Source organism: Clostridium sp. DJ247 (assembly GCF_014231265.1).
Map to the genome: position 1 here is coordinate 22,171 of NZ_JABAIW010000029.1, position 25,236 is coordinate 47,406.

25 protein-coding genes are annotated in these 25,236 nt (G+C 30.6%); 3 read left to right on the plus strand and 22 right to left on the minus strand.

The genetic code is table 11. The features are described from left to right. Positions 1 to 8: 8 nt before the first annotated feature. The 14 genes from yajC to hflX all read right to left on the minus strand — a co-directional run bounded on the left by yajC (position 9) and on the right by hflX (position 13,815). Complete coding sequence (gene yajC, locus HGI79_RS12730; RefSeq protein ID WP_185651067.1) at positions 9 to 287, minus strand: preprotein translocase subunit YajC; 279 nt, start codon at positions 285 to 287, stop codon at positions 9 to 11. Positions 288 to 339: 52 nt separating this feature from the next. After that, positions 340 to 1,470, minus strand: coding sequence for a tRNA guanosine(34) transglycosylase Tgt (tgt, locus tag HGI79_RS12735; protein ID WP_185651068.1), 1,131 nt, complete (start codon positions 1,468 to 1,470; stop codon positions 340 to 342). 563 nt (positions 1,471 to 2,033) lie between these two features. Then, positions 2,034 to 3,059 carry a tRNA preQ1(34) S-adenosylmethionine ribosyltransferase-isomerase QueA gene (gene queA / locus HGI79_RS12740; protein WP_185651069.1) on the minus strand — a complete coding sequence of 342 codons (1,026 nt, stop codon included), beginning with the start codon at positions 3,057 to 3,059 and terminating at the stop codon, positions 2,034 to 2,036. A gap of 33 nt (positions 3,060 to 3,092) precedes the next feature. After that, the gene (gene ruvB / locus HGI79_RS12745) at positions 3,093 to 4,145 is read right to left on the minus strand and encodes a Holliday junction branch migration DNA helicase RuvB (RefSeq protein WP_185651070.1); all 1,053 of its coding nucleotides are present in this window, start codon (positions 4,143 to 4,145) and stop codon (positions 3,093 to 3,095) included. 18 nt (positions 4,146 to 4,163) lie between these two features. Then, complete coding sequence (gene ruvA / locus HGI79_RS12750) at positions 4,164 to 4,757, minus strand: Holliday junction branch migration protein RuvA (RefSeq protein WP_185651071.1); 594 nt, start codon at positions 4,755 to 4,757, stop codon at positions 4,164 to 4,166. A 375-nt stretch (positions 4,758 to 5,132) separates the two neighbouring features. Next, complete coding sequence (locus HGI79_RS12755) at positions 5,133 to 5,735, minus strand: hypothetical protein (protein ID WP_185651072.1); 603 nt, start codon at positions 5,733 to 5,735, stop codon at positions 5,133 to 5,135. Positions 5,736 to 5,934: 199 nt separating this feature from the next. Further along, positions 5,935 to 6,135, minus strand: coding sequence for a DUF1657 domain-containing protein (locus HGI79_RS12760; protein WP_185651073.1), 201 nt, complete (start codon positions 6,133 to 6,135; stop codon positions 5,935 to 5,937). Between the two features lie 189 nt (positions 6,136 to 6,324). Then, positions 6,325 to 7,065 carry a YebC/PmpR family DNA-binding transcriptional regulator gene (locus HGI79_RS12765; RefSeq protein WP_185651074.1) on the minus strand — a complete coding sequence of 247 codons (741 nt, stop codon included), beginning with the start codon at positions 7,063 to 7,065 and terminating at the stop codon, positions 6,325 to 6,327. A gap of 427 nt (positions 7,066 to 7,492) precedes the next feature. Then, complete coding sequence (locus HGI79_RS12770; protein ID WP_185651075.1) at positions 7,493 to 8,140, minus strand: YigZ family protein; 648 nt, start codon at positions 8,138 to 8,140, stop codon at positions 7,493 to 7,495. A gap of 31 nt (positions 8,141 to 8,171) precedes the next feature. Then, positions 8,172 to 8,846, minus strand: a complete 675-nt coding sequence (locus HGI79_RS12775) for a HEAT repeat domain-containing protein (protein ID WP_395939541.1) — start codon at positions 8,844 to 8,846, stop codon at positions 8,172 to 8,174. Positions 8,847 to 9,117: 271 nt separating this feature from the next. Further along, the gene (locus HGI79_RS12780) at positions 9,118 to 10,533 is read right to left on the minus strand and encodes a PLP-dependent aminotransferase family protein (protein WP_185651076.1); all 1,416 of its coding nucleotides are present in this window, start codon (positions 10,531 to 10,533) and stop codon (positions 9,118 to 9,120) included. 98 nt (positions 10,534 to 10,631) lie between these two features. Next, a complete protein-coding gene (locus HGI79_RS12785) occupies positions 10,632 to 11,528 on the minus strand; it encodes a nucleotidyltransferase domain-containing protein (RefSeq protein ID WP_185651077.1) in 897 nt (298 codons plus the stop codon). Between the two features lie 172 nt (positions 11,529 to 11,700). Beyond that, a complete protein-coding gene (locus HGI79_RS12790; RefSeq protein ID WP_185651078.1) occupies positions 11,701 to 11,904 on the minus strand; it encodes a hypothetical protein in 204 nt (67 codons plus the stop codon). Positions 11,905 to 12,018: 114 nt separating this feature from the next. Then, complete coding sequence (gene hflX, locus HGI79_RS12795; RefSeq protein WP_185651079.1) at positions 12,019 to 13,815, minus strand: GTPase HflX; 1,797 nt, start codon at positions 13,813 to 13,815, stop codon at positions 12,019 to 12,021. 550 nt (positions 13,816 to 14,365) lie between these two features. Here hflX and hpt point away from each other — a divergent pair. Further along, on the plus strand, positions 14,366 to 14,893 hold the full coding sequence (gene hpt, locus HGI79_RS12800; RefSeq protein ID WP_185651080.1) for a hypoxanthine phosphoribosyltransferase: 528 nt from the start codon (positions 14,366 to 14,368) through the stop codon (positions 14,891 to 14,893). A 52-nt stretch (positions 14,894 to 14,945) separates the two neighbouring features. On the opposite strand, the gene yunB is transcribed toward hpt, so the two are convergent. Further along, complete coding sequence (yunB, locus tag HGI79_RS12805) at positions 14,946 to 15,614, minus strand: sporulation protein YunB (RefSeq protein WP_313885212.1); 669 nt, start codon at positions 15,612 to 15,614, stop codon at positions 14,946 to 14,948. A 155-nt stretch (positions 15,615 to 15,769) separates the two neighbouring features. On the opposite strand from yunB, the gene HGI79_RS12810 reads away from it, so the two are divergent. Next, the gene (locus HGI79_RS12810; protein WP_185651081.1) at positions 15,770 to 18,202 is read left to right on the plus strand and encodes a transglycosylase domain-containing protein; all 2,433 of its coding nucleotides are present in this window, start codon (positions 15,770 to 15,772) and stop codon (positions 18,200 to 18,202) included. Between the two features lie 50 nt (positions 18,203 to 18,252). Here the strand turns inward: HGI79_RS12810 and spoVAE are convergent, their stop codons facing one another. The 6 genes from spoVAE to spoIIAA all read right to left on the minus strand — a co-directional run bounded on the left by spoVAE (position 18,253) and on the right by spoIIAA (position 21,840). Continuing rightward, entirely contained in the window at positions 18,253 to 18,612 is a 360-nt protein-coding gene (gene spoVAE, locus HGI79_RS12815; protein WP_185651082.1) for a stage V sporulation protein AE, read from the minus strand. Then, entirely contained in the window at positions 18,612 to 19,637 is a 1,026-nt protein-coding gene (gene spoVAD, locus HGI79_RS12820; RefSeq protein ID WP_185651083.1) for a stage V sporulation protein AD, read from the minus strand. Before spoVAD ends, spoVAE begins: the two co-directional genes overlap by 1 nt. A 102-nt stretch (positions 19,638 to 19,739) precedes the next feature. Continuing rightward, positions 19,740 to 20,195 (minus strand): stage V sporulation protein AC, encoded by a 456-nt coding sequence (gene spoVAC / locus HGI79_RS12825; RefSeq protein ID WP_185651102.1) that lies wholly within the window; start codon positions 20,193 to 20,195, stop codon positions 19,740 to 19,742. Positions 20,196 to 20,296: 101 nt separating this feature from the next. Continuing rightward, a complete protein-coding gene (sigF, locus tag HGI79_RS12830) occupies positions 20,297 to 21,052 on the minus strand; it encodes an RNA polymerase sporulation sigma factor SigF (RefSeq protein ID WP_185651084.1) in 756 nt (251 codons plus the stop codon). A 9-nt stretch (positions 21,053 to 21,061) separates the two neighbouring features. Continuing rightward, positions 21,062 to 21,490 carry an anti-sigma F factor gene (gene spoIIAB / locus HGI79_RS12835; RefSeq protein WP_185651085.1) on the minus strand — a complete coding sequence of 143 codons (429 nt, stop codon included), beginning with the start codon at positions 21,488 to 21,490 and terminating at the stop codon, positions 21,062 to 21,064. Positions 21,491 to 21,504: 14 nt separating this feature from the next. After that, positions 21,505 to 21,840 carry an anti-sigma F factor antagonist gene (gene spoIIAA / locus HGI79_RS12840; RefSeq protein WP_185651086.1) on the minus strand — a complete coding sequence of 112 codons (336 nt, stop codon included), beginning with the start codon at positions 21,838 to 21,840 and terminating at the stop codon, positions 21,505 to 21,507. A 609-nt stretch (positions 21,841 to 22,449) separates the two neighbouring features. Here spoIIAA and speE point away from each other — a divergent pair. Beyond that, a complete protein-coding gene (gene speE, locus HGI79_RS12845; RefSeq protein ID WP_185651087.1) occupies positions 22,450 to 23,277 on the plus strand; it encodes a polyamine aminopropyltransferase in 828 nt (275 codons plus the stop codon). A gap of 183 nt (positions 23,278 to 23,460) precedes the next feature. Here speE and HGI79_RS12850 read toward each other — a convergent pair whose 3' ends face one another. Further along, the gene (locus tag HGI79_RS12850; protein WP_185651088.1) at positions 23,461 to 25,227 is read right to left on the minus strand and encodes an Eco57I restriction-modification methylase domain-containing protein; all 1,767 of its coding nucleotides are present in this window, start codon (positions 25,225 to 25,227) and stop codon (positions 23,461 to 23,463) included. Positions 25,228 to 25,236: the final 9 nt, after the last annotated feature.

Below are 25,236 nucleotides of genomic sequence, written 5' to 3' on the forward strand. Positions count from 1 at the left end.
ATTAAAAACTAAACATCTTTATCAACTGACTCAATTTTATTTAATACTCCAGTTTTATCAAACTTTATTCTCACTCTATCAGGACCTGTTTGAACAATTATGAACTTATCTTGTATATTTACTATTTTGCCAACTATTCCACCTTTAGTAATTATTTCGTCATTTACTTTTAGGCTTTCAAGCAAGTTTTTATAGTTCTTTTTTCTTCTACCCTCTGGTATAAATATTACTAAGTAGAATAACGCCAACATAAATATCAAGGGTATATATGGTACTAGTGCTTCCATTTAATCACCTCCTCATAATACAAATCTTCTATACTTAACTTTAAGAGTGCTTTTAGGCTTTTTCACCCCATTGCTGTAATTTTTCGCTTTTAAATTCTTGGAAGTAGTCACCATCAATGGCATCTCTTATTTCTTGCATTAGTTTATTATAAAAATACAAATTATGCAATACACAAAGTCTCATAGCAAGCATTTCTTTAGCTTTAAATAAGTGTCTTATATAAGCTCTTGAATAATTCTTACATGTAGGACACTGACATCCTTCATCAATTGGTTTTTCATCTAATTCAAATTTAGCATTTAGTATATTAATTTTACCTTCCTTAGTAAATACATGTCCATGCCTTCCATTTCTAGCTGGTAAGACACAATCAAAGAAGTCAACGCCTCTCTCAACAGCTTCCAAAATATTCACTGGTGTACCTACACCCATCAAATATATTGGTTTATCTTCAGGTAAATAAGGTATAACAGCATCTACAATTCTATACATTTCTTCATGAGTTTCACCAACGGCTAATCCCCCTATAGCATAACCGTCTAGATTCATTTTAGTTATTTCTTTAGCGTGTTTAATTCTTATATCTTCAAAAATTCCACCTTGATTTATTCCAAAAAGCATTTGTTTTTTATTTATAGTATCTGGAAGAGAGTTAAGTCTATCTAACTCATCTTTACATCTTTTAAGCCATCTAGTGGTTCTTTCCACAGATTCCTCTACATATTCTCTTGGTGAAGGATTGCAAACACACTCATCAAAAGCCATGGCTATAGTTGAAGCTAGATTACTTTGTATTCTCATACTCTCCTCTGGTCCCATAAATATTCTCTTACCATCTATGTGGGAATTAAAATAAACTCCCTCTTCTTTTATTTTTCTCATATGTGATAATGAAAATACTTGAAACCCACCTGAATCCGTTAATATTGGCCTATCCCAATTCATAAATTTGTGCAACCCGCCCATCTTTCTAACAACCTCATCACCAGGTCTTAAGTGAAGATGATAAGTATTAGAAAGCTCAACTTGACATTCTATTTCTTTCAAATCTATAGAAGAAACAGCACCTTTTATTGCAGCTAAAGTTCCTACATTCATAAAAACAGGAGTTTGTATTACACCATGAGGTGTAGTAAGCTCTCCTCTTCTCGCCTTTCCACATTTCTTTAGTAGTTTATACATCTAAACACCCTTTCTTTTGTTGCTCTATATAGATAAACACGCCCGAAATTTAATTTATACTCCGGGATATATTACGATGTTTCGTCACGTTAAATTTTTTTAATTAGTCTAAAGCTCAAATTTGAGAAAAACCTAAGAACTTTGATAAACTCGTACCTCAAACATATCTAAAGTTCTAAGATTTTTCTCAAATTTTCGCTAAGACTAATAAAAAAATATTTAAATGTGACTTCAACATTGGCAATATATCCCTACGTATAAATTAAATTTAAGCTTTGGTTATCTATAGGGTTCCACTTGTTAACTTTGTTTAAACCTAGGGATATGTTACTAGTTCTGAAGGCACATTTAAATACTTTTTTAATGAGTCTTAGCAAAGTATTTGAAAAGGAGTTTAGACCTTTTGATTGTTTGAGCGAAGCGAGTTTATCAAAGGTCTTAACTCATTTTCAAATGCGAGCTTTAGACTCATAAAAAAGTATTTATGGTGCCGAAGAACTAGCAACATATCCCGGGGTTAAGTCAAGTTCCCGAGTTGGAATTCTCTATATAAAATTCATTCTTTACTTTATAAACATAGCATCTCCAAAGCTAAAAAATCTATATCTTTCATTTACCGCTGTTTCATAGGCTTTAAGTATATTTTCTCGTCCTGCTAAAGCACTAACTAACATTACTAATGTAGATTGTGGTAAATGAAAATTGGTAATTAGCTTATCAACAACTTTATATTTATATCCCGGGTATATAAATATATCCGTCCAACCAGATTGCTCTCTTACCTTTCCTGAAGCATCTGCTATTGTTTCTAAAGTTCTACAAGATGTAGTTCCAACAGCAATTACATTTTTTCCATTTTCCTTAGTTTTATTTATAATATCTGCAGTTTCTACAGACATAGAGTAATATTCAGCATGCATATTGTGCTCCAATATATCGTCTACTTTAACAGGCCTAAAAGTCCCTAAGCCTACGTGTAGAGTTAAGAAAGCAATATTTACTCCCTTTTGTTCTATTTTATTCAACAGTTCCGGAGTAAAATGCAGCCCTGCAGTAGGTGCAGCTGCTGATCCTTGTTCTTTTGAATAAACTGTTTGATATCTTTCTTTATCTTCCAATCTTTCTTTAATATATGGTGGCAGCGGCATCTGTCCCAGCTTATCTAAAACTTGTTCAAATATACCTTCATATTCAAACTTAATTACTCTATTTCCTTCTTCACCCATGCTAACAACTTCTGCTTTAAGCTCACCATTTCCAAATTGAAATCTGGTACCTATTTGAGCCCTTTTGCCTGGCTTAACTAAAGTTTCCCACATATCTTTGTCTACTCTCTTAAGCAGTAAAAATTCCATTTTCCCACCAGTTTCTTCTTTAACACCTATAAGCCTAGCAGGAAGCACTCTTGTATTATTTAGTACAAGGCAATCTCCAGGCTCAAAATAGTCAACTATATCTTTAAAAATCTTATGATTAACTTCACCAGTTTCTCTATCTAAAACCATTAACCTGGATTCATCTCTCTTCTCCAGTGGGTGCTGTGCAATTAGTTCCTCTGGCAAATAAAAATCAAAATCAGTAACCTTCAAAAAATTCACCTTCCGTTATCTATTAGTTTATAATTATTTCTCTTCTTTCTTAAATATAGAAAACTGTTCACCAATATGTTTATTAAATTTATCATTTCTTTGTCTATTTAAATGCTTATATGCAGCATCCGATGCAATTCTTCCTCTTGGAGTTCTTATTATAAAACCTTTTTGAAGAAGATAGGGTTCATATACATCTTCAATAGTATCTAATTCTTCTCCAACAAAATAAGATAAAGTTTCAATTCCTACAGGTCCTCCATTAAAACTATCAATTATAGCTGTTAATATCTTGTTATCAATACTATCAAAGCCCTCTTTATCTACATCTAGAAGCTGTAATGCATTCTTTGCAATTTTCACATCTACAATGCCATTTCCTTTCACCTCTGAATAGTCTCTAACTCTTTTCAATAGTCTATTAGCTATTCTCGGAGTTCCTCTAGACCTTTTACCTATTTCTATTGCTGCATCTTCTTCTATCTTTGCCCCTAGTATCCTTGCAGATCTAACTATAATTTCTTTCAATTCATCATCTTCATAAAACTCCATAGGACATAATACTCCAAATCGGTCTCTTAATGGGGAAGTTAAAAGTCCTACTCTTGTTGTTGCTCCTATTAATGTAAATTGTGGCAAATCTAGTCTTATAGATTTAGCAGAGGCCCCCTTGCCTATTATAATATCAAGAGCATAGTCTTCCATAGCAGGATATAATATTTCTTCAACATTTCTATTCAATCTATGTATCTCGTCTATAAATAAAACATCACGATTATTCAAGCTTGTAAGAATTGCTGCTAAATCTCCTGCCCTTTCTATAGCTGGTCCTGATGTAACCTTCAAAGTTCCTCCCATTTCCATAGCTATTATGTTAGCTAAAGTAGTTTTTCCCAGTCCAGGAGGGCCATAAAGCAATACATGATCTAAAGCTTCATTTCTTTTCTTAGCAGCTTCTATAAAAACACTTAGCTTCTCTTTAACCTTTTTCTGTCCTATATACTCGTTAATTTTATTAGGTCTCAAACTATATTCATTTTCCCTATCTTCTAACATATCTGAAGGAGATGTAATTCTATCGTCCATAAAATACCTCCACCTACCTTAACTCATTAAGAATTTTAATGCATTTTTTATTATATTTTCAAGTGAATCCTTGTTATCTATAGAATTTATAGCCTTTTGTGCTTCTTTTTCTGAGTATCCTAATGCAATTAATGCCTCTAGTGCCTCAAAAGCAGCCTCTGTATTTTCTTGTATACCTATGTTTATGTTATCAGTGTTAACAATTTCCTCAGTCTTAACCTTATCCTTAAGCTCTAGTATAATTCTTTGTGCCATTTTTTTACCTATACCAGGTGCCTTAGTTATAGTTTTTTCATCACCTGAAAATATAGCATATTTTAAATTAGTTACATTACTTATTGATAAAAGTGACAAAGCTGCTTTAGCTCCTACACCATTTATAGTTAAAAGTAATTTAAACATATTAAGCTCATCTTTAGTTAAAAAACCATATAGACCAATAAAATCTTCCCTTACAACCTGTTGAAGATATAGTAAAATTTCTTCACCTATTTTTGGTGTTTTAGCTAAAGTACTTCCTGATGTAAAAACCTTATATCCAATGCCATTATTTTCAATGACTATATAATCCTTAGTCATTCCTTCATAAGTTCCTTTAATATACTCGTACATGGTTTTCCTCCAGAGCTAATATTTATATTCAAAGATTATATCTATAGATAACCTCAGCTTAAATTTAACTTATACGTAGGAATATGTTGCCAAAACTGAGACACTTTTAAAAACTTTTTTATCAGTCTTAGTGAAGTGTTTTTGAAAATCTTAGAAGCTTTGATATGTTTGAGGTACGAGTTTATCAAAGCTTCTTAGATTTTCAAAAATACGAACTTTAGACTGATTAAAAGTTTTTAACGTGCCAAAGTTTGGCAGCATATTCCGGAGTATAAGTTAAATTTCGGACATGGCTATCTATATTTATTTAACACATAATACTTTAACATTTTAATGGACTTAATTCAAGTAAAGCAAAAACGTCTTGAAGACTATTTATTCGTAGTCTTCAAGACGTGCTTGTGCATCTTCCCTAGTGTCACATTCAAAATATTTATCTCCATTTGTTAGAAGCTGAACATCCGCCTGTTTTAACTTATCAATCTTGATATCAGTTATATCTCTTCTTTTATCTTCAATAAACATATTTCCATCTTTGTCGGTTTTATATATAGCAATATATTCATCTTTTATTCCTAGTACATATTTATTTGGAGCATATTTATCAGTTTCTCTAACCAGTACAACTTGGTCTTGAGTAATACCTTGAACTTTGTATCCTTGATCTTTATAAAGTTCCTCTAATTCTGATTTTCTTTTTCCAGCTAAAGCTCCAGCAAGCTGTTCCTTTTCTACAAATAGTTCTCCACTTTTGTTATATTTTATCTTAAATACAACATTTGCATTAGCTGAAACTTCACCGTTTATACTTGTATTTACTGTTAAAGAATTAGATTTATCATTGATATTTTTACCAAATTGTTTATTATTTTTTATATTCGCAACTAACAATTTATTTATACATATATAATAACTCAGTCCAAAGATAAGTAAAGTTAAAATTACCAGCATAGCAGTTCGTATTTTCCTTTTATCCATAATATCCCTCCCTAGGAGTATTATGGACAATTATATATATTAATATTCACATTTTATTGTATATTATTATTTAATTTAGTTTTTTATAGTATACAACTTCTTCATATATAATTGAATATTAAGTAAAAACTCTTTCTTTATATTACCATACATTCAACAAAAAAGGCGGTGTTTTACACTACCGCCTTTTTTATTACTGCTACACGTTTAATTGATTGTTTTGATTTAAGTAATCTAATCTGCCATTTAGGTATTGTAAGTGTCTGTCAATATCCGATTTCATACCATTAAACATCTGTTTTGCCTGTTGGTCATCGGTTGACTCTGACATCATAGAATAACTGCCCTTTGCAGCCTCACAAGACGCTATTGCTTTTTGCAAATCACTTTGTACTGTCAAACTAATCACCTCGCTTTCAACGAAGTTAGTTTAACCAAAATAAACTTAAATATTCCCGTATTTAAGTTTATCATGTTTTTGTCTCTACTTCTTCTGTATACTTTATAGCTAGATATTTTAAATATGTGGATATATACATCTCTAATAGTTAATCATTAAGAAAACCTAACCGAAGCCTTGATTTGCTTACTAACCTTCATACCCTTCTGGGAACTCAGCATTATGGTAGACGTCTTGAACATCGTCATCATCTTCAAGTTTATCAATAAGTTTTTCAACCTTTTGAGCTGTTTCCACATCTACTGATGCTGTAGTATCTGGTATCATAGTTACATCAGCCGAAAGGAATTCAAGTCCCTGTGCTTCTAATGCTTCCCTAACTGTACCAAAATCTTCAGTAGTGGTTGTTATCTCAAACACTTCTTCAGAAGCTTCAAAATCCTCTGCACCAGCATCTAATGCTGCCATCATGATTTCATCTTCATCCATACCATCTTTTCTTTCAATAACAATTTGTCCTTTACTTTGAAACATGAAAGAAACACAACCAGTTGAGCCTAAGTTTCCACCTGATTTTGTGAAAGCAGCTCTTACATTACCTGCTGTTCTATTTTTATTATCAGTTAAAGTCTTTACTATAACAGCAACTCCACTTGGTCCATATCCTTCGTAAACTATCTCTTCGTAGTTTACTCCTTCCATTTCTCCAGCGCCTTTTTTGATTGCTCTATTTATTGTATCTTGCGGCATATTATTAGCCTTTGCTTTTGCTATTACATCTCTTAGTTTACTGTTAGTGTCCGGATTTGACCCACCTGTTTTAGATGCTATAGCTAATTCTTTACCAATTTTTGTAAAGATTTTACCTCTCTTAGCATCAGTCTTACTTTTCTTAGCCTGTATATTATGCCATTTTGAATGTCCTGACATAGTAATTTCCTCCTAACCTAAGGTTTGTATATAATTTATTAATTACAAAGCAATATTAAGTGATATATAGTACTATATAGATACCTGTAGCTTAAATTTAACTTATACGTAGGAATATGATGCCAAAACTGAAGACACTTTTAAAAACTTTTTTATCAGTCTTAGTGAAGTGTTTTTAGAAAATCTTAGGAACTTTGATATGTTTGAGGTACGAGTTTATCAAGGTTTCTTAGATTTTCAAAAACACGAACTTTAGACTGATTAAAAGTTTTTAACGTGCCGAAGTTTGGCAGCATATTCGGTCGTATAAGTTAAATTTCGGGCGTGATTATCTATAATTAAAAAAGCTTATATTAAATTCATTATTGTCAAAAATTCCTCAATTATTATATCATACAAGATATTGAAAATACAAACATAAATATGACTACTTTTCTTTAAAGAGTCTGTTGCCTAGTTTAAAGAAATATTCCTCATCACCAAGCACTATTTCACATTTACCATTTGTAGTTTCCATTGACTTGCTTTTTACTTCTGATAGTTTGTCCATAGGACAATGCATTATTATTTCAACCTTATCTGTGTATTCTATATTTTCTATATGCCATAGACTTTGCTCGAATAAATATTGAATTTTTCCTAACATATCATATTCTAAGACAACATAAAGTGTAACTCCTACTACCTTTTCTACTATTCCACCTTCTGCTACAGCCATGGCTGCAGCTTTTGAATATGCTCTTACTAAACCACCTTTGCCTAATAAAATTCCACCAAAATATCTAGTAACTACTACAACCACATTAGTAATATCATTCTTTTTTATAACTTCTAAAACAGGTATGCCACCTGTTCCTTGCGGCTCTCCATCATCACTATATCTCTGTATACCTTTATTCTCTCCGATAACATATGCATAAACATTATGTCTAGCTTCCTTATGTTCAGCTTTTATACTGTTTATAAATTGCTTTGCATCATCTTCATTATAAACTCTTTTTACATGACCTATAAAAATGGACTTTTTCTCCTCAAATTCCGTACTCACTTGATCCTTTATGGTAAAATAACTCAACCTTATCACCAATCCTTTGTAAAACTATCAACTAATCAACCTCTTCAATTTCATTAAAGTACTGTTCAGCTACTCTTTTTATATAATCTTTATCCCACTTATGAACTATTTGTTTTACCTTACTTTTGGAACTTTTGCTTTTTATCTTTCCTAGAGCTTTAATAGAATACATAACTACCTGAGGATTCTCATCCTCTAGACATCTAATAAGTAAGGCTTCCATACCCTTATCCTTAATCTTACCTACAGCTGAAACTGCCATTCTTCTTACATTTACGTGCTTATGAACTGAAGCCTTTGTTAAAATATCTATGACTTCCTTATGTGCAATCTCACCTAATATCCATATAGCATTTTCTTTCTCTTTAGTTACCATACTACCATAATTTTCTCTAATAAATTGTATTAATTTAATTTTGTTCTCTTCCTCTAAGCCTTTAAGAGCCTCAATTTTATCTTGCTTACCAGACTTACATATACTTTCAAAAAGTTCTTTTATGTTACGACTTTTGGCTAAAATGCCGTATTTTATTTTACCATCTAACACATGTTTCTGAACAATTTCTTTATCTAATTTTCTAATTTTACATATACTTTCTATACTTTTCCCCTCAAGAAACAAAAAAAATGTAATATCTTCCTCAGTATACTTAGTTATATCATTCCAATCTATATTGAGTATTCCTCTATTCTTCAGAAAGTCCACCTTCTTTTATAAATCTTAATATAGATACTCAAAGCTTAAATTTAACTTATACGTAGGAATATGATGCCAAAACTGATGGCACTTTTAAAAACTTTTTTATTAGTCTTAGTGAAGTGTTTTTGAAAATCTTAGAAGCTTTGATATGTTTGAGGTACGAGTTTATCAAAGGTTCTTAGATTTTCATAAACACGAACTTTAGACTAATTAAAAGTTTTTAACGTGCCGAAGTTTGGCAGCATATTCGGTCGTATAAGTTAAATTTCGGGCATGGTTATCTATAAGCATTCATAACTTCATTAATAGTTTCCAGTCCGATTTTTATATTTTCCTTATCCATCTGTGAAAATCCAATTCTAAAATATTTTTCACCTTCAGATGGGTTTTTGTAAAATAGTATACCTGGAGTTATTAATACTTTTCTATTTTTTGCTTCTCTAAATAATTCTATAGAATTAATATTTATTTCATCATTAATCTTCAGATAGAAATGAAGACCTCCACCTGGACTAGTAAAATATACTTTCTCTTTTAAAGTTTCCTCTATACACTTTTGAGTAAATATATATCTATCCTTATAAATTGTATTTAAATTACTAATATAATCTCTCCAAAAACCTTTATTAATGTATAAATCAAGTGCTCTTTGCATAAGACTTGAAGTAGATATATCCGTATTTATTTTTGAATTTTCAATAACTTCCCTAAATCTAGCTGGTGGTACTAAATATCCTATTCTTATTCCCGGTAGAAATATTTTAGAAAAACTTTTTATATATATAACCCTATCGTTTTTATCTAAACTTTTAAAGCTTTTGTATTGAATGTTATCATCATAAATCAATTCTGACAAGTAATCATCTTCTATTATATAAAAATTATATATTTCAGCTAATCTTAATAATTGCAGTTTTTTCTCTATACTATAACTCATACCAGTAGGATTCTGAAAGTAACTCATAGTATAGAAACATTTTACATTATTTTTTCTAAGGATCTTTTCAAATTTTGGGATATCTACGCCATCTCTCTCCATGGGAACTTCAAGTATATCTGCTCGTCTCCACTTAAATACAGATAATGCACCACTATAAGTAGGGTTCTCTACCACCACAGTATCATTGCTATTAATTAAAGCCTTAGATATTATATCTATTCCTTGCTGGGCCCCAGATACAATTAATATATCTTCACTTTTAATACGGTTATCCCAAAAAATATTGCTGATACTTTTTCTTAATCCTTCATAACCTAAGGATTCTTGGTATATAAGAGCTTCTGCTCCATCCCTATCTAACACCTCATTTAACACATCCTTAAAGGAATTTACAGGAAAGAACTTACTGCACGGAGTCTCGCCTGTAAAATCTATGTATTCATTTAATAATTTTCCAGATATCTTCTTTATTACTTCAGAGTACTCCCTTTTAAAACTTTTATTAACCTCTTTCTTTTTAGCATAAGTACCACTTCCTATTTTTTGAATTGCATATCCCTCATTTTGAAGCTTTTTATATGCATTTACAATAGTCACATTATTTACATGTAAAAGTTCTGATAGTATTCTTATTGAAGGCAGTTTTTCTCCATCTTCGATTTTATTACTATCAATTAGTTTTTTAATATGCTTAACAATTGTAATATATTTAGGAGTATCCCCTTGTTCTAAATTAATAAAATATTTATTCATAAAATATGCTCCTGATCAACTATCTTTATTTAAAAGCAAACGAACTTAAATTTATATGTTAAAATTTAAGTTCGTTTGTTGTAGTCTGTTTTTATATCTTAAATGAAGTACACATTTTCTTTAAATAAAACGTTGCCCTCTTCTGTTTTATAATCTCTTGTTTCTTTTTTTATTATATTTTTTTCCCAGAGTTTATTTAATATATCCTCCATATTTATATCATAACTACTAAATAATTTATCCTTTTTAATATTTTCAGCACTAAGAAAGCTATCCTTTTCTCTCATATAGTTAAGTAGTACGTTGGTTAGGTTTCTAATAGATTCGTCTACATTCTTTTGTAATAATTTAAGCGTATTATTTATAGCTTCTTCTATATTTGTCTTATTAAAAAATAACTCTTCTACACACTTTCTGAAATCATCATTTAAATTCATTGCCATTGTCATAGCATCTTTACTAATCATATATCCAGAAGAATTTACATATAGCCTTGCAAACTCCTCTACAGATTTTACAGCTGCAGTATAGGCAGTACACACCCCATTATTATGTAAATATTTTTTAGATATTCCTATACTCTTTAACAAATTACCAAGGTATACCATATTCCATCTTTCTCTATCTAAATCTGGATAATATCTTCCATTATCATATCTTGTAGTTACCTCTGCATCCTTAGAAAATACTAATCTTGATGAAGCAAAAATCCTATGAATAAATCCACCTCGTAAATCTTCCTCATGTAATTGCAAGAACTTACTTTTGCTCATGAGTTTAATATGAACCGGTATATCTTTCTCTTCTGTATAAATATTTTCTATATCATGGTTCTTTTTATTCAACACAACAAAGAGATCGATATCTGATTCATCCCATAGGTCCCCAGTAACCATACTTCCAAATACCATAACAGCTAAAACTGACTCATTACTTTTTAATCTTTCAATTATACTATTAAAAGCCTTTTGATATTGTAATATTGTCCTTTCCATTTTATTGATGCCCCCTTTTTATAAAAAACTGTATCTTAAAAAAAATGCTGATAGTAACAAATGTTTATCAGCAGCATAAAATTAAATGAATCTTTAATTTTTTTTATTATATAATACATTTAAGTATAATTACAATACTAAAGTTGCACACATGAATGAATTCTTTCAATGCTTATATTTCAATTTTACCTATTTTCACTCTTTCCGCATTATTACAACTTTTGCATTTAAATAAGTGAGCACAGTAATCATCAGCATCTCGTATAGGCTGCTGTGGACCATATGGTTCAGAAAAATCCTGTACCCTACCTAAATTATTCATAGCACCTCCACATTCTACACATTCCTTATTTACATCCTCCAATTTGTTACACAAAGGGCATACTTTATCCACTAATAATCACTTCTTTCTTATATATATTTAAAATACTTTACTAGCAATATCTTTCCCATCTTTTACAAAAAAACAAGTATAGAGTATTGCAATACTCTATACTTGTTCTTCTAAGTTTATCATATATTCCTTACATTTATTAAACACTTCAATGTCTACTAAAGCACTTATGTAAGTACCATTTTCTTCATATTCTTCTTTCTCAACCTTTGAATTTCTATGTAAAAATGCTACAATTGATTGTTCATTATAAGGAATGATATATTCAACTTTTTTTAAGGTATAAGGCAACATTTCTGCTATAGTATTCAAGAGTAAATCTAAATTTTTCTCTTCTTTTGCAGAAATATGTAGTACCTTAATGTTTTTATATCTATTTGATATGTTATTTATGTTTTCTTCATTAGCTCTGTCAATTTTGTTTAAAACAAGTACAGTAGACTTATTTTTTGCTCCAAGCTGTTCTAGAACATTTTCTACTGCTTCTATTTGTTTTTCTGCACTATCTGATGAAACATCAACCACATGCAGTAGTAAATCAGAATATATTACCTCTTCTAATGTTGATTTAAAAGCTTCAACTAAATCATGAGGTAGTTTTCTAATAAAACCAACTGTATCTGTCACTGCAGCTATTCTTCCATCATTTAGTTCTATGGCCCTTGTAGTAATATCTAATGTAGCAAAAAGCATATCTGCTTCAAATACCTTTTCTTTTTGTGCTGATTCCTTTGGCATTGCTATTTCACACAATTTATTCCTCAGAGTTGATTTACCAGCATTGGTATATCCTACTAAAGATATTTTTGGTATATCGTTTCTTCTCTCTCTCTGAGTTTCTCTTACTAATCTTATCTTCTTTAACTCTCTAGTTAAATCATAAATTTTCTCCCTTATATGCCTCTTATCTATCTCCAGCTTTTTTTCTCCTGGACCTCTGGTTCCTATGCCAGCACCTGTTCTTGAAAGAACTGTACCAAGCCCGGATAACCTTGGTAATCTGTATTTTAGTTGCGCAAGTTCAACCTGTATTTTAGCTTCTCTACTCCTTGCTCTTGTAGCAAATATCTCAAGTATTAACGTGGTCCTATCTATAACCTTCGCCCCTATATTTTCTTCTAAGTTTCTTACCTGGGACGCTGAGAGTTCATCGTCAAATATAACAACATTTGCTCCACAAGCCTGCCTTAAAAGAGCTATTTCTTCTAACTTGCCCTTTCCAACATAAAAAGCATTATCTATAGTTGATCTTTTTTGTAATACTTTTTCAATAACCTTTACATTACAAGCTTTAGCTAATTCAGCTAATTCATCTATACTTTCTTCACTTTCTACACCAACTAATATAGCTCTTTCGCTATTATCTTCTATAACCTCTCTATCCTTCATAAGGCTTTCTATATAATTAATCTTGTCAACTATATTATATTCTAAAGCCTGACTTATATTTAACGACTCTGTCATTTCTCCTATAAGCAAGTCATCTTTTATAGTACAAAAACCTAAAGCTATATCAGTACATCCACCATTATCAACTCCAATAGCTGCAATACAATCCAATCTTAGTTTCACTAATGCAGAAATATCAATAGCCGATAACCTAGAGTTTCCATTAGGATGTGTGTGTATTATTCTTATTCCCGATAGTTTTTTTTCTTTTATATCAACCTCAGGCATTTCCACTGTAGTACTATCTCCTACAGCTATACTTACTACATTTCCTTTTCTATCAACGGCTACGCTTACCTCTCTATTTAACATGGTTGTGGTCTGGCAAAGTAATCCAATTAGTTCTTCATTACAAACACTATCTTTTGGAAGCTTTAAATCATAGGCATTTTCCAATCTGTCTAGTATTGATTTTCTTATTCCTTCTATGTTTCCGTATATCATAAAATCACTCCAACACTTTCATTATATTAGTAATATTCTCATTAATAGTACATAATAAAATATATAATCTTAAATTTTTAATATAATTATTCATTTTTTTCTACACATAGGGTTCCAGACTTGGAACTTAACTTATGCGTAGGAATATGTTGTCAAACTGAAGCACATTTAAAAACTTTTTTATCAGTCTTAGTGAAGTATTTTAGAAAATCTTAGAACCTTAGATTGCTTGAGCGAAGCGAGTTTATCGAAGGCTCTTGTAAATTTATAATGAAACTACTCTTCCCTTCCTCACAGAGTAAGCGACCATATGAAAATCACAGATTTTGTATGTCTGCTTAACCGATTCGCACAAAATTACAGATTTTGGCTCTCTGCTTAAAACACAAGCTTTAGACTGATTAAAAGTTTTTAACATGCTGAAGTTTGGCAGCATATTCGGTGGTGTAAGTTAAGTTTCCAACTGCGAAACCCTATACACTTGACAACTTTCATTTAATTTTATACTATAAAATCATTATTGTAAATATATGTGTTTTGGAGGATTACAATGGAAGCTAACGCAAGAAATATACTACTAACTAAAGAGCAAATTGCTGAAAGAGTACAAGAATTAGGTAAAGAAATTTCCAAAGAATATCATGGAAAAAACCTATATGTTTTATCCCTTCTAAGAGGAAGCTTTATATTTGCAGCTGATCTAGTTAGAGAACTAAGTATACAATTAAAAGTTGGATTTATGACAACTTCAAGCTATGGAAATGCCGAAATATCTTCCGGGTGCGTTAAAGTTATAAATGATATACCTGATAACATTGAAGGATATGATGTGCTTATAGTAGATGATATTATAGACACTGGAATAACAATGGATTTTGTAATTGGTCATGTTAAAGCATTAGGAGCCTCCAGCGTAAAGTGCTGCGTCCTTCTAGATAAACCTGAAAGAAGAAAAGTAGACCTTAAACCAGACTTCTGTTGTTTCGAAATTCCAGATGTATTTGTTGTGGGCTATGGATTAAACTATGGTGATTATTACAGAAATGTACCCTATATATTTAATTGGGAAGAAAAGTAATACGTAAAAGGGCTGTACTCATTACAGTCTTTTTTTATCTATATAACGTAAATTACTTCCCGTTTGGCAACGTATAGCCTGCATTGTCTAATCCAAGATTTATTGCAGTTTCTGGTACTTTACCAACAATTATAGTTTCAGATATTGGCACTTCGTTTTTAACCTCTATATCCTTACTATTAAAAGGTATTATTATCTTCATTCTTGTTTTAACTTGTACATATATTTTATGCCTAGTTTGATTAATCCCTGCACTTTCGAAGTCAGATAAATATTTAGTTTCTATGTATCCCACTGGTTTCATCTTTACTGTAATATCTGGTCCAAAAAATGCTAATAAATTGTTTTTTAATATATATCCTAATGGTAATTTCAGTCCAACTTCGCCTATGTTTTTTAGTTGATTTTGTGATTCCAAAGCTACATCACAGGCTATCTTATTCATTTTTAAGGTATCAGCTTTAATCATCACTATGTTTCCATCTTTATCTTTTTCCACATGAACAACATTATCATAATTAAATTGAGCTAAATATTCATTTAGTATTACTGAGTTTATTATTTCTGTTACTTTAGCTCTTGTCTCTACGTCAGAGGCAGTTATTACAGCAGGGCTCATAAGTAAATTTATATAGTAGATAAAAATACTTAAGAAAATTAAAACTACAGAAATTATAATATAAACCTTTAATTTATTATCACTTGCTCTAAACCTTTTAATGTTATCACACCCTTAAACTCTTGCTTTATATATTTATATGAAGTATAGTCATTCTTTATTTATCTAAGTTATTGCTGTATATTTTATTAATATATTGTTTTATGATATAATTATTTAAAATTATCATTTTATATTTAAAATCAAGGAGGACAATTATGGGTAGAAAGCGCAAAAAAGCTCCTTATAGATACCTAAAAGCAACAGTTATTACTATATTTATGTTATTTTTATTAGCTTCTGTTGCAACGGGTGGAGCTGTATTGGCTATAATAAAGAGTGCACCTGCATTAGACGTAAATGAAATTTTAACATTAAATGAACCTTCAAAGTTATTTAATGACAAGGATGATTTTATGGATGTAGTTGTCACAAATGAGCAAAGAACAGTTATTCCTTTTAATATAATGCCCCAACAATTAAAAGACGCTTTTGTAAGTATTGAAGACGAAAGGTTTTATACACATAAAGGAATCGATATAAAAAGAATAGCTGGCGTAGTTATCATAGATATTAAAAATAAGATTAGTGGTCAATCTGGCTTACAAGGTGCATCTACTATAACCCAACAACTTGTAAGAAACACTATATTATCCTCTGAAGTAACTCTTAAAAGAAAAATTCAGGAGATGTATTTATCTGTACAACTAGAAAATTATCTAACAAAGGATCAAATATTAGAAGGATATATGAATACTATATGGTTAGGTGGTAAGGCCTATGGAGTCGAAGCTGCTGCCCAGCAATATTTTAGTACACCAGCAGAAAAACTAAGCTTAATTCAATGTGCTTTTATTGCAGGTATACCTCAAAGTCCTACATTGTTTTATTCATCAACTGTATTAAAAAGTAATCCATCAGCATATATAAATAGAACTGAAACCGTGTTGATGAAAATGCATGAAAATGGTTACATAACACAGCAACAGTATGAAAGTGCATTAAATGATTTATCTAGTAACAAGTTAACCTTTAAACCTAATGTTGCTCCTAACAGATTGGATTATGAGTATTTTTCAATTCCTGCTATCGAACAAGTAAAAAATGATTTAAAAGCTCAGTATCACTACAACGATACTCAAGTACAGCATCTGCTTATGTATGGTGGTCTAAAAATATTTACTACTATGAATAAAGATATTCAGTACAACACACAAAAAACATTAAATGATGATAGTACCTTTGGTATCGAATCTAGAAAGGATAAGAATGGTATACTACAACCTCAAGCATCTGCTGTAATAATGGATTATCACACCGGAGAAATAAAATCAATTATAGGAGGAAGAGGAAACCAACCTCCTATGTCCCATAATAGAGCAGCTGCGGTTAGTTACTTAAGTCCATATACTAGATCTCCTGGGTCTAGCATAAAACCTCTTACTGTATATGGGGCTGCCATTGATTCAAAACAAGCAACTGCAGCTACTGTAATAGCAGATTCTCCTCTTTCAGAAGATATAGCTAAATTATACGGCCAAAGCGGGAAACAGTATCCACGAAATGATTATGAAGGATATGGAGCATATGGCGAAAATATAACTTTGAGAACAGCTCTAGTTCATTCTGTAAATACAGTAGCTGTAAAACTTGAAAATCAGATTGGATTAAAAACCGGTATAGAGTATGCTGAAAAATTCGGATTAAATTTAAACGCTAGAGATAAAACAAGTATTGCTGCTTTATCTCTAGGACAAACGCACGGCACAACCCCACTTACTATGGCTGCAGCTTATGGGGTTTTCGGAAATGCTGGAAACTATACTACTCCTAGACTTTATCGTAAAGTTTTAGACAGAAGTGGCAAAATTATATTAGAAAATAAGGTTCAATCCAAACAAGTGCTTTCACCAGAGAGTGCTTATATAATGTATGATTTACTAAAAGGACCTGTTAGCTCTGAGGGTACTGGACCGAGAGCGAACTTTGGGTCAATGCCTGTGAGAGGTAAAACTGGTACTTCAAGTGATAACAAGGATTTATGGTTTGTAGGCCTTACCCCTTATTACTCAGCTGCTGTTTGGATTGGTAATGATGACTACAGCGCAATAGGTAGTGGTAAGTATGGATATGAAAGTGGTTTAATAAGTAATACTGCTGCTAAAGCATGGTCGTTAATAATGAAGCCAGTTCATCAGAATTTAGAACCGAAAGACTTAGATATGCCATCTGGAGTAGTGAGTGCAGTAGTTTGCTCTGAATCTGGAAAACTTCCAACTAGCGCATGTTTTAATGACCCTACAGGTAATAAACCATATACCGAATTATTTGTAGATGGTACCGTTCCAGCTGACTACTGTAATTTTCCACATTCATCCGGAAAAAATGATTCTAATTCTGACTCTAATTCTATACTAGATAAAATACTAAGACCGTTTAAAGGTGGTTCTGATACAGAAAATAATACTAACGATGTAAACAAAGATACTAATACTAATACTAATACAAACACTAATTTAGACCCTAATTCTGATAACGTTAATCCAAATAACAATACTAATAACGATGAAAATATAAATAACTCAACTAACTCAGACAATACTACACCTAAAAATAATTTAAATCCTAAAAAGCCTACTATCTTAAATTGAGCTAATTTAGAATTAGCTCTTTTTACTTGTATACTTAATTTTAAAATATATTACTCTTTAGTTTTAGGGTTAAATAATAAAGACATTATATATCCAAATATTATTGCAGCTGTTATCCCACCTGCTGCTCCTTTAATTCCACCGGTAAAGGCTCCAATTAAACCTTTATTTTCAACTTCATTTATTGTAGCCTTTGCAAGACAATACCCAAAGCCTGGTAGTGGTACAGTTGCACCTGCAAATCCAACTTCAACAACAACATCATATATATTTAATGCTCCTAAAATAACTCCTAAAGTCACAAAACTCACCAGAATTCTGGCAGGGGTAAGTTTTGTTTTATCCATAAGTATTTGAGCAATTACACATATTGTTCCTCCCACTAGAAAAGCCGCTGCATAGTCTCTCATTATTCTTCCTCCGAATCTTCGTATTCTATAGAAACTGCATGTGCAATACCTGGAATACTTTCTCCTTGCAATGATGATGTCGTACTTAATAAAGCCCCAGTAGATACTAATAAAACCCTTCTAAATTTTCCCTTTAACATATTCTTATATATATATCCGCAGCACACTACAGCTGAACATCCACATCCGCTGCCACCAGCATTTGTGCCTTGATTTTCGTTATCAAAAATTTTTTCTCCACAATCTATATAGTTATCCTTTACATCATATCCATATTCCTGTAATAATTTCACAGTAATCTCTCTTCCAAACTTGCCCAAATCCCCTGTTGCTATTAAATCGTAGTAATTTGGACTTCTTCCAGTATCCTTAAAGTGCTGATATAAAGTAGATACTGCTGCTGGTGCCATAGCCGCTCCCATATTATTAGGATCGTTTATCCCATAATCTTTTACTTTTCCAATAGTAACATAAGTAATACATGGGTAGTTCCCTTTTCTCCCTAAAACAACGGCACCAGCCCCAGTTACAGTCCATTGAGCTGTAAGAGACCTTTGATTGCCAAATTCTAAAGGAAACCTAAATTGTCTTTCTGCTGCAGCAAAATGAGATGAGGTAGCCGCAACAATATAATTAGCAAAGTTACCATCCATAATCATAGCAGCTAAACCTAAAGACTCTGTCATAGTAGAACAGGCCCCATAAATGCCTAAAAACGGTATATTTATTCCTCTAGCTGCAAAACATGAGGAGGTTAACTGATTAAGTAAATCACCTGCAAGTAGAAAATCTATTTCTTCTTCCTCAAGCTTTGCTTTATTTATACTCTCTATTACTGCGCTATAGAGCATATTGCTTTCTGCTTTTTCAAAACTTTCAGTGCCATTTAAATCATCTTCTAAAATCACATCAAAATACTCAGATAACCTTCCTTGCCCTTCTTTAGGTCCAACTATACTCATAGTAGCAATAATTTTAGGCTTAGTTTCTATTTTTACAGTATGCTTTCCAATTTTTTTATTCAAGAAGATCACCCCATTTCCTTTCTATAGATAAGCAATTCCATAAACTCACTTATACTAGTGGATATGTAAAGTTTGTGGATTGTGTATCTACATATATATCAATTACACTTTAGTAGCTATAAAATATATTATGCCTACTAATACAGATGTACTTATTCCATAAACTAATACTGGCCCAGCTATTATAAACATCTTAGCTCCTATACCAAGCACATGTCCTTCTCTTTTAAATTCCATTGCTGGTGATACTACAGAGTTAGCAAAACCAGTTATAGGCACTACAGTACCAGCTCCCGCAAAAGTTGCTATTTTATCATACACACCAATACCTGTAAGTAACGCACCAATAAAAATCATAATTATAGAAACATAAGTTCCTATATCCGCTTTAGGTATTCCTATATTCAATAAGTAATTGTAAAAAAATTGTCCTATATCACAAATAAGACCTCCCACCACAAATGCACTTATACAATTTTTTATAATATTGGGTTTAGGTAATATCTGCTTTGATAACTTCTTAAACTTTTCTTTTACTATTTCCTCTTTAATTCCCACATCAATCACTTCCTTTAATTTAATGCTTATATTAAATCTATTTTGTGCACAATTAATATTTTTAAACAAAAATAAAATAGGATACATTTGTAATATGTATCCTATCCGCTTAAATTTTCTCTCATTATTTTTAAAACCTTTTTTTCAATTCTAGATACTTGTACCTGACTAATTCCTAGCATCTTAGCTACTTGTACTTGAGTTTTATCTTTAAAATATCTAAGCATTATAATTTGTCTAGATTTAACATCTAAGCTTTTAAGTGCCTCTTTTAAGGCAATTTTATCTATCATTTCATTGTCTTGATCTGGATTTTCACTTAGCTTATCTATTAACAAAACAGGTGCTCCATCATCCTGATGGATAGTATCATATAAATACTGCAAGCTGTTAACAGATTCCGTTGCAAATATGATGTCTTCAACAGTTATCCCTGAGTATTCTGACAATTCTTCAATAGTAGGATCTCTATCAAGCTTTTTAGTAAGTGCTTCTTTATCATAATGAAGCTTCTTGGCTACATTTTTAACGCTCCTGCTAACCTTTATCATTCCATCGTCTCTTATAAACCTTTTGATTTCTCCAAGAATCATAGGTACTGCATATGTAGAAAATTTTACATTATACTTTTCATCAAAATTATTTACAGCCTTTACTAATCCCATACAGCCTATTTGAAAAATATCTTCATATTCATATCCTCTATTCAGAAACTTTTTACTTATAGTAGCTACCAACGGAAAGTTAACTTCTACTAATTTGTTTAAGGTCTCCTTGTCTCCATTTTTGGCGCGTTTAATGAGTTCAAGGTTATCTTTATAATCATAATTTAATTTTTTTATTGCTTCTTCACTCATATTCTCCACCTAACTTAAAGATTTAAAAACTTTTCTCATTGTTATTCTTGTTCCTTTACCTTTCTCTGACTCAACGTTTAAACTATCCATAAAGGTTTCCATTACTGTAAAACCCATACCTGATCTTTCCAGATCTGGCCTAGATGTATATAGTGGTTGCATAGCAATCTCTATATTTTCTATACCAGCCCCTTCATCCTCTACTATTATTGTAAACTCCTGGTCTTTAATATAAGCTTCAATTTTAACTAATCCCTCCTTGTTTTCATATCCATGAATGATTGAGTTTGTTACTGCTTCAGAAATAGCTGTTTTAATATCTGTTAGCTCCTCTATGGTAGGATCTAGCTGTGACGCAAAAGCTGCTACTGCTACCCTAGCAAAGCTTTCATTTTGTGATTTACTTAAAAATTCTATTTTCATCATATTTTCGTACATATTTAATCCCCCCATTAAATGTTCCTAACTGCATCTTCTAGACTTTCATAGAGCTTGATTATCTTAAACATACCAGATAACTCAAAAACTCTCTTAACTGAATCGCTAACATTTATTATACAAATATCACCTTTTTTTAATGTTAACTTTTTATATCTTCCTATAACTACACCTATTCCAGAACTGTCCATAAAGCTTATACCCTGAAAATCCATTATTAGTTTGCTAATGTTGTCCCTATCTAACCTATCATCAATCTTGCTCCTTACTTCCTCAGCACTATGATGGTCTAATTCTCCAATCATATGAACAATAAGTTTATCCTCTTTGTTTTCAAATTCTAAATACATACTATCACCGCTCTACTAAAACCAAATTCAAAAACTATATCCACTCTTAGTTTTAGCGTTAAAGACTAACTCTTTAACTTTAATTTACTCATTCTAAAATTAGTGGCAAAACTCTAGAATGACTGTAACAACACTTTAACAATATATATCATTACAGTATATGCATGAAATTTATGCATAGTCCGAGCCAGACTATCTTACCCCCCTTCTGTTATATTTTATATAATAATTTTTAAAGTTTTTGAATAAAATATTACTTTAACTTATATTCTACACGTGGAATAATTTTCCTTCATTTTTGTATATTTTTTCTATTTCTTATTTTTTACATATTACTCATATTTTATTCAGTATATATAAAATTTTTTTATATATTTATTCTTCAGTTACCAGTATTAAGACTCTCTATTGTATAAAGGGTAGTTTAAGTGTATTTTTTTACATAAAAGATCATGTTTTGTATATAATTTTAATAATTGTCTTTTGCTTAAATCATTGCTATAATAATATTTGCTTGACTACTTATATAAAAATATAGCGATAAATTTAGAAGTATTTGTAATTTTTTGTGCTTTTACTTAAATTATATACTAGGGAGGTATACATAATATGGATATGTGGTTAAAAGAAGGTCAAATAGAAGATGCTGCAATGACATATAAAATAAAAGAAACTCTTGTTACTAAAAAAACTGAGTATCAAGATTTATCTATAGTAGATACCTATGCATTTGGAAGAATGCTTATATTAGATGGAATTGTTCAAACTACTGTAAAAGATGAATATGTTTATCATGAAATGATTTCACACATACCACTATTTACACATCCAAATCCTAAAAAAGTACTTGTTGTTGGTGGTGGTGACGGCGGTGCTATAAGAGAAGTTTTAAAACATCCATCTGTTAAAAAAGCCGTTTTATGCGAGATTGATGGTGAAGTAGTTGACCAATGTAAGAAATTTCTTCCTGAAATTAGTTGTGCTTTAGATGATGCAAGATGTGAAGTATTTATAGGTGACGGTATAAAATATGTTCACGAGCACAAAAATCAATTTGATGTTATAATTGTTGATTCTACTGATCCTTTTGGAGCTGCTGAAGGCTTATTTGGTGGAAGCTTCTACAAAGAAATATTCGAATGTTTAACAGAGGATGGAATATTTATAGCTCAAACTGAAACTCCATTTTACTTACCTGATGTAGTGAAACGAGTTTACGACGATGCTAAAGCTGTTTTTCCTATAACTAAATTATTTATGGCAGCTATACCTACATATCCAAGCGGATTTTGGAGTTTTACTGTAGGTTCTAAAAAATATGATCCTGAGAAGGTAGATTTATCAAATATTGTAGATATAGAAAGTAAGTATTACACTAAAAAGCTTCATAAATCTTGTTTTGTATTACCAAAATTTATTGAAGATATACTAAAATAATCATATTTACTGACATTACTATATAATACTATTTATCTAAAGTGAATATAGAGTTTTCTGTGAATAAAAAATAAACTCCTGGTTAACTGACTATGGTAAACTATCAATTACCATCATCAGTTAACCAGGAGTTTAAAAAATATAAGTAATTGTATGACAGTTTTCAAGACTTTAATAGACTTTTTAACAATCAATGACGCTACTTTCAACTATTTCAATTTCTTCTTTAGTCAAACCAAAAAAACCATATAAATAATCTTCATTTGTTTCTTCATTATATTCTGGTATTATTGGTATACATAGCTTATTTATATTGTTTGGGTAGTATTCAAACAAGTCTTCTCCTAGTTTCTTAGCAAAAGTTTTAAAGTAAAATTCGTATAACTTACTATTTAATAGGAACAACAAATAACTATATGTTAATTCTGTTTGTTTTGATAGTATGAGAGAATATACATCTGCACTAAAATAACTACCTTTATCTAAAGAAAATCTGTTTCTATTTGATTTATATGGGAAAATAATCTTTTCTTCTTCAAATATATTCTGAACTCTACCCCATTGTAATTCATACCATCTTCTAATGCCATTTTTACATTCTCTTCGGTTTAATAACCTTTCTTTATATTTACTTATATATTTGATAGCTATAGGGTATTCATGTTCACTATTTATAAGATTAGAATATATGATAAACTTATCATCTTTTTCAATTTTGTTTTTATAGATATAACTGCTCTTTATCCATGGCTTTATAATATCCTTTTCTATTCCATATTCAGCTATTATATCACTATCTACTACAAAAGCTTTATCACAGCCAGTTATTATCCCCTGATAACTTTCACATATATTACCCAGAATATACAAACTATTTTTTTCAATTTTTTTTACTATATTTCTTTCTTTTTCGTCAATTAATCTCCAACCGCTTCTATTCAAATCTTTACTGGAAATATAAAACTGTTTATATTCTTTTCCAGTACCCTTAAATAAAGAATTATAGAAATTCTTTTTGTTTTTGCCTTTAGTTTCTAAAGGTTTTATAACCTCTATACTATTTTCGTCACTATTTCCTTTTAATAAGAATATAATTACAGGATCAACGCCTACTCTTTTAAAAGGTCTGATTCCATAGAAATCAACAATTTTGTATATTTCAGTTTCATCAGTTAACATTTTCCTTAAGGTTTCCCCACTTTGTGCTTCCAAAAAATATCTAGATGTAATAAATGACAACTTACCCTTTTCCTTTATTTTTTTTATTCCACTTTTAAAAAAACAATAAGAAATATCACCTTTGTCTTTATATATATCACTATATTTATCTTTTAATATCTTGGAATAACTTTTATCAATAGTCTTATGTCCAATGTAGGGTGGGTTTCCTATTATAAAATCAAAGTCTTCATCAATAATATCTATTAAAAAATCTTTTTTAACAAAATTATGTTCATTTAAATAACCAGTTATATAAAAAATATCAATTTTTAAAATTTTAAGTGCGGTTTCATCTATATCAAATCCGTATAAATTGTTGTCTAATATATGCTTATCTATATCTGTAATATTTAAACTCATACTATTTTTTTTATTTATTAAGTTTAAATTTGATAGATAAATATCTTTTAAATATTTAAGACATGGAATTATTATGTTTCCACAACCACATGCTGGATCTAAAATTTTTAAATATGGATTATTAATTATATCCTCTGAACTTATTATATTTTTCACTATAAATTTAGATATCTCTTCTGGAGTATACACTACTCCATTTTCCTTATTTAATCCACACAGCTTATAATATTGGTCTGAAAAACTACAATCACTGTCAATATTCAACATATTTTTATAGTGATTTATAGCTATTTCCTTGTTCATTTGGTCTAAAGGAAGTAAAATCATATTATAAAGTTCATTTATTTTTTCTAAAAAATCCATATACATATTTTATAT